Source organism: Cupriavidus ulmosensis, from assembly GCF_977008105.1.
The window spans coordinates 1,137,804-1,149,939 of record NZ_CDRMWP010000002.1 but is presented as its reverse complement, the minus strand read 5'-3'; the positions used below and the strand labels follow the sequence as shown (position 1 = coordinate 1,149,939).

Annotated in this window: 10 protein-coding genes; 3 read left to right on the top strand and 7 right to left on the bottom strand. The window is 71.0% G+C overall.

The features are described 5' to 3' along the window. Nucleotides 1–98 precede the first annotated feature (98 nt). Nucleotides 99–524 (top strand): Lrp/AsnC family transcriptional regulator, encoded by a 426-nt coding sequence (locus ACWTPI_RS24825; protein WP_454733031.1) that lies wholly within the window; start codon nucleotides 99–101, stop codon nucleotides 522–524. Nucleotides 525–567: 43 nt separating this feature from the next. Here the strand turns inward: ACWTPI_RS24825 and ACWTPI_RS24820 are convergent, their stop codons facing one another. From ACWTPI_RS24820 to ACWTPI_RS24810, 3 genes are all read right to left on the bottom strand, one after another. Beyond that, nucleotides 568–1,497 (bottom strand): GntR family transcriptional regulator, encoded by a 930-nt coding sequence (locus ACWTPI_RS24820; RefSeq protein WP_454733030.1) that lies wholly within the window; start codon nucleotides 1,495–1,497, stop codon nucleotides 568–570. A gap of 198 nt (nucleotides 1,498–1,695) precedes the next feature. Further along, on the bottom strand, nucleotides 1,696–3,468 hold the full coding sequence (locus tag ACWTPI_RS24815) for a GGDEF domain-containing protein (RefSeq protein WP_059413982.1): 1,773 nt from the start codon (nucleotides 3,466–3,468) through the stop codon (nucleotides 1,696–1,698). A gap of 306 nt (nucleotides 3,469–3,774) precedes the next feature. Continuing rightward, the gene (locus tag ACWTPI_RS24810; protein WP_082079925.1) at nucleotides 3,775–5,457 is read right to left on the bottom strand and encodes a GMC family oxidoreductase; all 1,683 of its coding nucleotides are present in this window, start codon (nucleotides 5,455–5,457) and stop codon (nucleotides 3,775–3,777) included. Between the two features lie 130 nt (nucleotides 5,458–5,587). Here ACWTPI_RS24810 and ACWTPI_RS24805 point away from each other — a divergent pair, with 130 nt between their 5' ends. Further along, nucleotides 5,588–6,499 (top strand): LysR family transcriptional regulator, encoded by a 912-nt coding sequence (locus ACWTPI_RS24805; RefSeq protein ID WP_020201518.1) that lies wholly within the window; start codon nucleotides 5,588–5,590, stop codon nucleotides 6,497–6,499. Between the two features lie 25 nt (nucleotides 6,500–6,524). Here the strand turns inward: ACWTPI_RS24805 and ACWTPI_RS24800 are convergent, their stop codons facing one another. The 4 genes from ACWTPI_RS24800 to ACWTPI_RS24785 form a co-directional block, all read right to left on the bottom strand. Further along, complete coding sequence (locus ACWTPI_RS24800) at nucleotides 6,525–7,412, bottom strand: LysR family transcriptional regulator (protein ID WP_020201519.1); 888 nt, start codon at nucleotides 7,410–7,412, stop codon at nucleotides 6,525–6,527. A gap of 178 nt (nucleotides 7,413–7,590) precedes the next feature. After that, entirely contained in the window at nucleotides 7,591–8,415 is an 825-nt protein-coding gene (locus ACWTPI_RS24795; protein WP_454733029.1) for an HpcH/HpaI aldolase/citrate lyase family protein, read from the bottom strand. Nucleotides 8,416–8,424: 9 nt separating this feature from the next. Further along, nucleotides 8,425–9,405, bottom strand: a complete 981-nt coding sequence (locus ACWTPI_RS24790) for a Bug family tripartite tricarboxylate transporter substrate binding protein (protein ID WP_231401564.1) — start codon at nucleotides 9,403–9,405, stop codon at nucleotides 8,425–8,427. Between the two features lie 52 nt (nucleotides 9,406–9,457). Next, entirely contained in the window at nucleotides 9,458–10,678 is a 1,221-nt protein-coding gene (locus ACWTPI_RS24785; protein WP_020201522.1) for a CaiB/BaiF CoA transferase family protein, read from the bottom strand. Between the two features lie 286 nt (nucleotides 10,679–10,964). On the opposite strand from ACWTPI_RS24785, the gene ACWTPI_RS24780 reads away from it, so the two are divergent. Further along, nucleotides 10,965–11,825, top strand: coding sequence for a fumarylacetoacetate hydrolase family protein (locus ACWTPI_RS24780; RefSeq protein ID WP_454733028.1), 861 nt, complete (start codon nucleotides 10,965–10,967; stop codon nucleotides 11,823–11,825). The last annotated feature ends 311 nt before the right edge of the window (nucleotides 11,826–12,136 follow it).

The window sequence follows — 12,136 nt, the reverse complement described above, 5'->3', positions numbered from 1 at the left end:
CGTGGCACCCAAAATGAAGTGGTTATTGTGTGCACAAAATACTATCATCACGTCAAACCGAGCACAACGACTTTCATTTCGACACATGGTTCCGACACATGGATGACTTCGACCACAAGCTGCTGGGGCTGCTGCGCGCCGATGCCCGGGCCAGCGTTGCCCTGCTGGCGCACCGACTCGGGGTGGCGCGCACCACCATCACCAACCGGATGACGCGCCTGGAAAAAGCGGGGGTGATCGTCGGCTACACGGTGCAGCTGCGCCCGGCGGCGCGGCGCGACGCGATTGCCGCGTGGATGAGCATCGCCGTGGACGGGAACCAGGCGCGGGAGGTGATTGCCAGCCTGCTGGGCGAGCCCGGCGTGGTCGCCCTGCACGACACCAACGGGCGCTGGGACCTGCTGGCCGAAGTGCGCGCCGCCACGCTCGACGGGCTGGCCTCCGTGCTCGAGCGCGTGCGGCTGATCCGCGGCATCAGCGCGACGGAGACCAGCATCCACCTGACCAGCTACAAGCTGTCGTGAGGCGTGGCCGCGGCCGGGAGATTGCGCGGCCGGGCGGGACCGGTCAGGCCCCCGCCGGCGGCGCCTCTTCCGCCGGGGCGGCCTCGCTCGCAGCCGGGCGGCGCAGGCGGCTCGCCACGTCCAGGTGCCGGCGCATCAGGTCGGCGGCGCCGTCGCGGTTGCCGGACTCCAGCGCCGCCAGGATGCCGAGGTGCTCGTGGCAGCTCACTTCCACGCGCTCGCGGCCGTGCTTCCAGTCATAGTTGGACAGCCGCCGCATGCGGTTCAGGCGGCGGATCGCGTCGACGAAGAAGCGGTTGCCCGAGGCCATCGCGAGCCCTTCGTGGAACGCCGCGTTGGTCTCGAAGAACGCCACCGGCGAGGCCTCGGTCCACGGCTGCGTCAGGAACGCCGAATGCTGGATCCGCATGTGCGCGGCCCATTCGGGCGAGAGCTGGAAGCTCGGCTCCAGGATGGCCGCCGGCTCGATGACCATGCGGAAGCGGTAGCCCTCGATGCGCGCCTCGCGGTGCCACATCGCGTCCTGGAATTTCCAGCGGTAGCCCAGCCGCCGCTCGACGATGCCAAGGTCGGCCAGCCGCACCAGCGCCTGCTTGATGGTGGCGCGCGTCTCGCCGTAGGTCTGCATCAGGTCGCGCTCGGACACTTCGTCGGCCAGCGCGCCGCGCTGCCGGTCGTGGGCGATGCGCGTGAGCAGTTGGTCTTCGTCGGCCGGCGCGGTCTCGTCGGCCTGCGCCACCGGCGGCACCGACAGCAGCGCCACGCCCTTGTTGCGGCGCCGCTCGACGAAACCCTGCGCCTCGAGCTGGTCCAGCGCCGCGCGGATCGGCGTGCGCGACACCCCCAGCGACTCCGCCAGCTTCTGCTCGTTGAGGCGGTCGCCCGCCGCCAGGGCCTCGTCGCGGATCCACTGGGCGATCCGGTCCCGCAGCGCCAGGCGCGAGCGGCCCACCGACTCGTTCGGCATGCTCATTTATTTTTTTGTTTCATCAAAATACACTTACAATTGTACATTACCGCCGCGCGGACAACCTGGCCCGCGGCACGCGCCCGCCATCCGCGTGCGGACAGGGCGGCCAGCCGCAAGCTTAGCCGGAAAGTGCCGTGCGGGCTGGTCCGGCCGGTCTCGTTCTTGTCGTCTTGCCGGGACAGCCCCGCCCGCTTCAGCCGGTCATGGCCGCGGCGGTACCGTCTCGGCCACGATCCGGTCGCGGCCGCCCTGCTTGGCCTGGTACAGCAGCAGATCGGCGCGCCGCATCAGCCCGTCCGCGTCCTGCGCCTCGCCCGGCATGACGAAGGCGGTGCCGAAACTGGCCTGGATGCTGAACCGTTCGCCGCTGTCGGCCACGAGCGGCGTCGCCGCCAGGCGCGCGCGCAGCTGCTGCGCCATGTCCAGCGCATCCTGGCAGGCCGGCACGCTGGCCAGCACCGCGAATTCCTCGCCGCCGATGCGCGCCACGATGTCGCCCTCGCGCCATACCTCGCGGCTCAGCTCGGCGATCCGCCGCAGCGCGCGGTCGCCCGTGGCATGACCGTACTTGTCGTTGACGCGCTTGAAGTGATCGATGTCGAACAGCGTCAGCGACAGCAGCTGCCCGCCCGCGCGCCGTCCCGCGCCGGAACAGGCGTCCTTCAGCCTGATGTCGAAGGCGCCGCGGTTGAACAGCCCGGTGAGCGCATCGGTTTGCGCCATGCGCGACAGCTCGGCGATCAACTGGCGGCGCTCGCGCTCCAGCCTGGCGCGCTCGACGGCGTTGCCGCGCAGCACCTGCACGGCATCGAACAGCTCGCGGATCTCTCCGCGGTACGGTCTGGACGACAGCGTCACGGCGAGGTTGCCGGCCGCGATGGCGCGGATCGCGCGCGCGGCGTCCGCGAACGGCCGGACCACCTGCCGGCGGAACAGCCACACGCCGAGGAACAGGAACACGATCACCGCCGAGAGGATGGCGACGATGCCGCCCAGCCACGCCAGCCGGGTGTCGCGCTGAGCCCGCACCTGCCGCTCGACCAGATCGAGAATCTCGTCGCGAAAGCGCGTGATCGCGCCCATCGAGGGCACATAGTGATCGACGAATTCGGCGCTCGAGACGCCCGCGTCGCCGGGCAGGCTCGCCAGCGCGTGCACGCGCGAGAAATACTCCAGGCCCGCGCCGAAATACTGCCGCTCCACCACCTGGAACGCCCCTTGCGGCAGCTCCGGATCGCTCAGCACGCGCGGCTGGAGCAGCGCGCGCAGCTGCGCGATGGTGCCCAGCGTGCGCTCGATGGCGAACTGCTCGGTGCTGTTCAGCTGCCGGTTGGTGCCCAGCGCGGGCGTGAGCTGCGAGCCGAGCAGCCCGGCCTGCTCCCGCAGCAGCGCCGCCAGCCGCGCCGCCAGCAGGCGGCTGAGCGCGCCGGGCACGCCCCGGTCGACCCTGGCGGCGCTGACGTCGGCGATGGCGGACAACGGCGGCATCACCCGGATCATGCCGTCCGCCGCGCGGTGCAGCGCCTCGCCGGTGCGCTGGCCGTGCGGCTGGCGCAGCAGGCCGTCGACCTCGGCGCGCGCGCGGGCGAGATCGTCGCGCGCGCGCAGCACCGTGTCGCGCTCGCTGAGGCAGTTGCCGCACTCCGGCGCTTCGAGCTGGCCCAGCAGCCCGGCGATGCGCCGGTCGCTTTCCGCGCGCGCGTCCAGCAGCGCCTGCCCTTGCGCCGGCGGCAGCGGCAGCGCCTCTCCGAGCGCGGCGTTGCTGGGGCCGCGCTCGACCGAGACCTGCTCCATCGCGAGCAGGATCGCGCGAAAGATGCGCAGGTCGGTAAGCGCGTGCTCGGCATTCGCATAAGCCACCCACTGGTATCGAAACAGCCAGATGGACAGCGCCAGCAGGACAAAGCCCAGGGTGGCGGCGAGCAGCGCAAAGCGGCGTTCCAGCGGCGAGGCTGGCAGGGGGATCTTTAGCATCGTGGGACGGGGCGCCGGCGCAAGCGCTGCGCGCGGCACCGGGCCAGGGCTTCGTGGCGTGTCGAGGTCGCGCGGCGCCCGCATCCGGGCGTTGCCGCCCGGCGGGCCGCAATGTCGAAAATCCTCGGAACAAGGCCTGCATTCTAGCGGGCGCCGCCCCCGCGGTGTTGCAGATCTGGCCCGACCCCACGGGTGCGGGGTGACTTGGACACAATTTGCGCCGGATGCCCGGCACCGCGCCTTGCCCGGCCCCTCGCCCGGTGCGGCGGCCACTCCCCCCGGAATGACCACCGGCGCCGCGGGCGTTCAGCCCCGCCCGGCGTCCGCGCGCACCCAGCCCGCGGCCTTCTCGGCCATCATCAGCGTGGGGCTGTTGGTGTTGCCGCTGGTGATCGACGGCATCGCGCTGGCATCGACCACGCGCAGGCCGGCGATGCGGCCGCCGCGCCCGTCGCGCACCCGCATGCGGCTGTCCAGCACGGCCGCGGGGTCGCCGTCGCGGCCCATCGCCGCGGTGCCCACGGGGTGGAAGATGGTGGTGGCGATGTCGCCGGCCAGCCGCGCCAGGTCCTCGTCCGTCCGGTATTGCGGGCCGGGCTTGTATTCCTGCGGCTTGTAGCGGGCCAGCGCCGGCTGCGCGACGATGCGGCGGGTCACGCGCAGCGAGTCCGCCGCCACCTGCCGGTCCTCGGCGGTGGACAGGTAGTTGGGCGCGATGGCCGGCGCCTGGCGGAAGTCCTCGCTGCGGATGCGCACGGTGCCGCGGCTGGTGGGGTTCAGGTTGCAGACGCTGGCCGTGAAGGCCGGGAAGGCATGCAGCGGCTCGCCGAACGCCTCCAGCGAGAGCGGCTGGACGTGGTACTGGATGTTGGGCCAGGCCTGCTCCGGCGAGCTGCGCGTGAAGGCGCCCAGCTGCGACGGCGCCATGCTCATGGGGCCGCTGCGCGAGAGCAGGTATTGCAGGCCGATGCGCGCCTTGCCCCACAGGCTGGACGCCAGCACGTTGAGCGTGGCCGCGCCCTCGATCCGGTACACGGCGCGGATCTGCAGGTGATCCTGCAGGTTGCCGCCCACGCCGGGCAAGTCGGCCAGCACCTCGATGCCGTGCTCGCGCAGCAGCGCGCCCGGGCCCAGGCCCGAGAGCTGCAGGATCTGCGGCGAGCCGATGCTGCCCGCGCACAGGATCACCTCGCATGCGGCGCGCACGGTGACGAACTGCCGGCCGTCCCACACCCGTGCGCCGGTGCAGCGCAGGCTGCCGTCGGCCCGCGGCTCGACCAGCAGGCGCGCGACCTGCGCGCCGGTCCACAGTTCGAAATTGGGCCGGCCGCTGCAGGCGGGACGCAGGAACGCCTTGGCGCTGTTCCAGCGCCAGCCGGCTTTCTGGTTGACCTGGAAGTAGCCCACGCCCTCGTTGTCGCCGCGGTTGAAATCGCCGGTGTGCGGCACGCCGGCCTGCGCCGCGGCTTCGGCGAAGGCGTCGAGGATGTCCCAGCGCAGGCGCTGCTTTTCCACGCGCCACTCGCCGCCGTGGCCGTGGTAGTCGGCGAAGGCCGCGTCGTGCTCCGGGGTGTCGCCGAGATAGTGGTCTTCGTGCTGGCGGAAGGCCGGCAGCACGTTGTCCCAGCGCCAGGTGTCGTCGCCGGTGCGCTGCGCCCACTGCTCGTAGTCGCGCGACTGGCCGCGCATGTAGATCATGCCGTTGATGCTGGAGCAGCCGCCGAGCGTCTTGCCGCGCGGGTAGCGCAACTGGCGGCCGTTGAGGCCCGCGTCGGGCTCGGTGCGGTAGAGCCAGTCGGTGCGCGGGTTGCCGATGCAGTAGAGATAGCCGACCGGGATGTGGATCCAGTGGTAGTCATCCTTGCCGCCGGCCTCGATCAGCAGCACGCGCCGGTCCTTGTCGGCGCTGAGCCGGTTGGCCATCAGCGCGCCGGCGGTGCCGGCGCCGATGACGATGTAGTCGAAAGCGGGATCGGTGCTGTGGGTCACGACGCTGTGTCTCCGGAACGCGAGCTTTATTTGCCGCGCTAAAATTGTTGTGGCGAGTGCGCGTAGTTTCCTCCCGGGGTATTCCGAAATCCATTGAGTTTCGGCAATCTGAGATATAGGTTTCACAAATATGAATCCGGCCAATCTTGATCTGCAGACGCTGCGGGTGTTCGTCGCGGTGGCGCGCGAGGGCAATGTCTCCAAGGCGGCCGAGCAGATGCACCGCTCGCAGCCGGCCGTCAGCCTCCAGCTCAAGCGCATGGCGGAGATCACGGGCCTGACGCTGTTCCACCGCACCGCCCACGGGCTGGTGCTGAGCGCCGACGGCGCCGCGCTGCTGCCCCAGGCCGAGCGCGCCCTGCATGCCATCCAGGACGTGGCCAATGCCGTGAGCCGGCTGCACGGCACCGTGCGCGGCAAGCTGCGCATCGGCACCATCCTGGAGCCGTCGTTCATCCGCCTGGGCGACTGGCTCGGGCAACTGGTGCAGTCGGCGCCGCAGATCGAGACCGAACTGCGCCACGGCATGAGCGGCAGCGTGATGGCCCAGTTGCAGCAGGGCAGCCTGGACGTCTGCTTCTACCTGAGCCCCGACCGCGAAGCCACGCACCAGTTGCAGCCGGACCTGGCGGTGCGCACGCTGACGCGCTTCGAGTACCGGGTGGTGGCGCCGGCCGGCTGGGGGCCGCAGGTGACGGGCTGCGACTGGGAAGCGCTGGCCACCCTGCCCTGGCTGGCGACGCCGCCGGAATCCGTGCATTCGCGCCTGCTGGCGGGCATCTTCGGCCCGCGCGGGCTGGCGCCGCGCCGCGCCGCGCTGGTGGACCAGGAGCCGTCCATGCTCGATCTCATCAAGTCGGGGGTCGGGCTCAGCCTGGTGCGCGATGCCACCGCCATGCGCGAGAGCCAGACGTCAGGGCTGGCCGTGGCGGACCGGGTCCGCATCGGCTGCGAGCTGCAGTTCGTCTGCCTGGCGTCCAGGCTGGAGGAGGCGCTGATCGTGGAGGCGCTGGGCGCGCTGAACCGGGTGTGGCTGGACTGACGGGCGGCGCCGGCGCCGGCGCGCTTCAGCCATAGGTGGCGCGCACGGCGGCGAAGGCCGCGCTCACCACCGGGTCCTCCATGCGCCTGGCCAGCGCGATGAATGAGAGATCGGCGGTCAGCGTGAGCGTCTGCGCCACCACCAGCCCGTGCGACTGGGCCACGCGCAGCGCCACCGAGTCGCGCGCCAGCGAGAGGCCGACGCCCGACACCACCAGGTCCACCATCGACGCCTCCAGGTCCACTTCGGCGGCCACCAGCGGGCGCACGCCGAGCTCGTCGAACTTGCGGCTCAGCATGCGGTGGTGGGTCGAATGCTCGTGCGTCCAGACCCACGGCAGCAGCGCCACCTCGGCCCAGCTCTTGCCGGCCACGCGCGCGTCCCAGCCGCGCGGCGCGATCACGTAATAGTGGATGGCGCGCAGCTTGAGCGCGCAGATGTCGTCGCCCGAGCCGACCTCGCCCGGCGGGCCGAGATAGAACGCCGCGTCCAGCGCGCCGCCGCGGATCTGGCTCAGGACCCAGCCCGACATGCCGTGCCGCAGCCGCGGCTGCACGTTCGGATGATGCTCGACCAGGTATTGCAGGCAGGCGCCCAGGCGGATGGCCTCGGGGTTGAGGATGGTGCCCAGGCCGAGCGTGCCGTAGGCGGCGCTGCGCATGGCCTCGGCGGCGCGGCCGAATTCCTCCACGGCCTCCAGGATCTTGCGGGCCGCGGGCACCAGCGCCCGGCCGTGCGCGCTGAGCATGAGCCCGCGCCCGGTGCGCACGAACAGCGTCACCTGCAGCAGTTCCTGCAGGCTCTTGATCTGCATGCTCACCGCGGGCTGCGTCAGGTGCAGGCTTTCGGCCGCGCGGGTGAGATTGCCCTCACGCGCGATCGCCTCGAAGGCGCGTAAGTGCTGTAGGTCCACAGGCGTTCCCATGCGGGAGGGAGATGTCGGAAGTCGGTTCGGGAAGATCCCGGCGCCGCTGCGCGGCACGGCAAGTGCCGCGCAGCGCCCGCGCGGGACCGCTGCGCGCCATTCTGGGACAACTTCCCGGGCCTGCAAAGCCGGGCATCCCCCAACAGGCGGCTGGACAGCCCGGCGGTTATCCCGCCGCCGCCAGCACGCGGCGCGCCTGCTCGATGATCGGCGCATCGACCAGCCGGCCATCGACCCTGACCGCCGCCCCGCCGGCGCCGGCCGCCGCCTCGATCACGCGGCGCGCCCATTCGCATTCGGCCGCCGGCGGCAGGAAGCCGCGGTTGACGGCCTCGATCTGCGTGGGATGGACGCACAGCTTGGCGCCGAAGCCGAAGCGCTTGGCGCGCTCGACCTCGTGCTCCAGCCGCCGGGCATCGTCCAGCGCCAGGCAGACGCCGTCCACCGGCGGCGGCAGCCCGGCCAGCCGCGAATGCATCGCCAGTTGCGAGCGGAAATAGTGCAGCGGCGCGTCGTCGTCGGGCAGGCCGATGTCGAGCATCAGGTCGGCCGCGCCCAGCATCAGCCGGCGCACGCCGGGCGCGCGCGCGATGTCGGCCAGATGCAGGAAGCCGGCGGCCGACTCGACCAGCAGGTAGAGCGCGCGGGCGCCTCCCACGGCGCGCGCCAGCGCCGCCAGCACGACGAGGTCGTCCGGCTTGGGCACCACCACGCCGTGCACCGGCAGGCCGGCGCAGGCCTGCACGTCCTGCGCGTGCCACGCGCTGCCGTGGGCGTTGATGCGCACCAGCAGCTCGCAGCCCGCACCGTCGCACAAGGCGCGCAGGGCCGCGGCCTCGCCCGCGAGGATGGCGCGCGCGCGCGCCTTGTCGGGCGGCGCCACGGCGTCCTCGAGGTCGACGATCACGGCGTGCGCGCCGCTCGCGGCCGCCTTGGGAAAACGCTGCGGCTGCGTGGCGGGGACAAACAGGAAGGAATGCTGGGCCGGCATGTCTGTGCGCTACTCCACGGTGATGTGGGCGGCCTTGATGAGCTCGCCCCACTTGACGATTTCCGAATCGATGAAGCGGCTCCAGTCGGCCGCGCCGCGCGCGTCGGGCAGCAGGCCGCGCGAGAGCATCTGCTCGCGCACCGCCGGGTCGTTGACGATGGCGCGGGTGTCCTCGCCGATGCGCTCGATGATGGCCCGCGGCGTGCCCTTGGGCACGGCCAGCCCGCCCCAGCTCACCGCCTCGAAGCCGGGATAGCCCAGTTCGGCGATGGTCGGCACGTTCGGCAGCTGGGGCATGCGCTGCGCGCTGGCCACCGCGATGGGGCGCAGCGCGCCGGCCTTGATCTGCGGCAGCGCCGAGGCCACGCTGTCGAACAGCAGCCCGACCTGCCCGCCCAGCAGGTCCTGCATGGCCGGGCCGCTGCCCTTGTAGGGCACGTTGATGACCTGCAGGCCCGCGCGGAAGCGGAACAGCTCGGCCGAGAGATGCTGCGTGGTGCCCGGCGGCCCGCCGATGGCGATGGCCAGCTTGCCGGGCTCCTTGCGCGCCGCGGCCACGACGTCGGCCAGCGAATGGTATGGCGAGGCATTGCCGGCCACCAGCATGATCGGCGCGAGGTAGATGCCGCCCACCGTGTCGAAATTCTCGCGCGGATCGTAGGGCAGCTTGGGATAGAGGCCGGGGTTGATGGCCATCGTGGACGACGGCGCCACGATGATGGTGTACCCGTCCGGCGCGGCGGTCTTGCCGGCGATCATGGCGGGCAGGCCGCTGCCGCCGGGCCGGTTGTCGACCACCACCGCCTGCTTCCAGCGCTGCGTCAGCCGGTCGCCCAGCAGCCGCGCCGAGATGTCGAGGGCGTTGCCGGGCGGCGTGGGAACCAGCAGCCTGACCGGCTTGTCCGGCCAGGTCTGCGCCTGCGCCGCCCACTGGCCGAGCGGCGCGGCCAGCGCCGCGGCCGTGGCCTGCATGAACCTGCGTCTCTTCATGGTTTGTCTCCTGATGTTTTTTTATGTGTCCGGGCGCCGCCGCGTGCCTGCGTCACATGATGCCGGCCTCCCGCATGGCGTCGAGCTCGCCGGCCGTCATGCCGAGCAGTTCCTGGAAGACCGCGTCGTTGTGTTCCCCCAGCGCCGGGCCCAGCCACTTGATGCCGCCCGGCGTGCCGGACAGCTTGGGGATGACGTTCTGCACCGCCACCGGCCCCGCGCGCGACGGCACCGTCTTGATGTTCTCGCGCAGCGCGTACTGCGGGTCTTCGAAGATGTCGGCCACGCTGTACAGCGTGGCGGCCGGCACGCCGCCGGCGTCGCACCGCGCGAGCAGGTCGGCGCAATCGATCGACGCGGCCCACGACGCCACGCGCGCATTGACCGCCGCGCGCTCCGCCAGGCGGTGCCCGACCGGGCCCCAGCGCTCGGGCGCCGCCAGTTCCGGCTCGCCCATGACCGCCGCCAGCCGCGCGAAGATCTTGTCGTTGGTGCAGGCGATGGCCACCCACTTGCCGTCGCGGGTCTGGTAGTGGCTGTGCGGCACCACGTTCACCGTGTCGGCGCCCTGCCGCTCGCGCACCATGCCGGTCTGCTGGTAGACCGGCACCATCTCGTCCAGGACGCGGAACATGGATTCGTAGAGCGCGAGATCGACCACCTGCCCCACGCCCGTGCTCTCCCGCGCGCGCAGCGCCAGCAGCACGCCGACCGCGCCGTACAGACCCGAGCCGTAGTCGGCCAGCGACGTGGACCCGGGCGTGACCGGCGTGCGGCCCGGCTCGCCGGCGAGATAGGCGAGCCCCGAGAAGGCGTGCGCCACCCGCGCGAAACCCGGCCGGCCGCGGTACGGGCCTTCCTGGCCATAGGCCGAGATGCGCACCAGGATGGCGCGCGGGTTGAGCCGCTGGATCTCTTCCCACGGCAGGCCCCAGCGCTCCAGCACGCCGGGCCGGTAGTTCTCCACGATCACGTCGCTGCGCGCGGCCAGGCGCTTGAGGACTTCCTGCCCCTTGGGGTCGCGCAGATTGAGCGTCACGCACTTCTTGTTGCGGCTCTCGTTGAGCCACATCAGCGTGTCGCCGCAGTCGGTATGGGTGCCGAAGCGCCGCAGCGAATCGCCCGTTCCGGGCGGCTCCACCTTGATGACCTCGGCGCCGAATTCCGCCAGGATGGTCGTGCAGAAAGGGCCGGCGACGAACGTGCCGAGATCGAGGACCCGGATGCCATCCAGTGCCTGTGCCTGGTTCTTCTGGGATGTCTGCTCTGTCATGTTCTCTGTCTTTTGCCGCAAAGCCTTGCGGTTGGCAGGATTCTAGGCAGCGCTGTCGGGGCGGTCCAATGACATTCCATGAATAGCTTTATCAACGATGCTTAAGAAGCCGTTGCGGCATCGCCCGCCGGGCTGGCCGGCCGGGCTGGCCGACATGCCGTCCGGCGAAGCGCGCGCGAAATGTTCCTTGACACCGGATTTTCCAGCCGATAACCTTCGAAACGCACATTGCACACGATGTACATTTAAAGCCACGAAAGACCAACAGAGAGAGACAGGAGCGGACATGAAGCTGGTACGGTGGGGACAGCCCGGCGCCGAGAAGCCGGGCGTGCTGGATAACGAAGGACAGGTGCGCAGCCTCGTCGGCGTGGTCGACGACTGGCATGGCGCGGCGCTCGCGGACGGCTCGCTCGCGCGCGTCGCGGCGCTCGACCCGCGCACGCTGCCGGCGGTCGCGCCGGGCGAGCGGCTCGGGCCGTGCGTCGGCGCGGTCGGCAAGCTCGTCTGCGTCGGCCTGAACTACACGGACCACGCGAAGGAAGCCAACATGGCGGCGCCCAAGGAGCCGATCCTGTTCCTGAAGGCGACCAGCTCGATCAACGGGCCGTTCGATCCGGTCGAGATCCCGCGCGACGCGCAGAAGGTCGACTGGGAAGTCGAGCTCGGCATCGTGATCGGCAAGACCGCGCGCTACGTGACGAAGGAAGACGCGCTGGCGCACGTGGCCGGCTACTGCGTGGTGAACGACGTCTCCGAGCGCGCCTTCCAGCTCGAGCGCGGCGGGCAGTGGGACAAGGGCAAGGCGGCGGACACCTTCGGCCCGCTGGGCCCGTGGCTCGTCACCGCCGACGAGGTGCCCGACCCGCAGGCGCTGGCGCTGTGGCTGGAGGTCGACGGCGTGCGGCGCCAGGACGGCAGCACGCGCGACATGATCTTCGGCGCGGCGGAGTTGGTGTCGTACATCAGCCAGTTCATGAGCCTGCAGCCGGGCGACGTGATCGCGACCGGCACGCCGGCCGGCGTCGGCATGGGCCTGAAGCCGCCCGTCTATCTCCAGCCGGGACAGACCATGACCGTCGGCATCGCCGGCCTCGGCGAGCAGCGCTCGACCGTGGTGGCGTTCGGCGCGGCAGTGGCGCGCTGACCTCGCCGGCACGGCAATACGGCGATACGGCGATACGGCAATACGGCAATACGCGGCAAGAACCGCCAAAACGACTACAACTGGACGGGGGAGCACAACGGCGGCGGCCCGCGCACCTGCGCGGGCCGCTGCTCCGTCACGTCCGCGCAAACCGCGCAAACCACGGCGCATGGCATCCCCCGGCAGGCATCCGGACACGCACCAAGGGTAATCACTAGCCATCGCCACATTGACATCCCGCGACCCCGTCATTACTCTGAATGCACATTGGATGCAATGTACCAAATAACATCAAGACGCAGGCAGCGCAT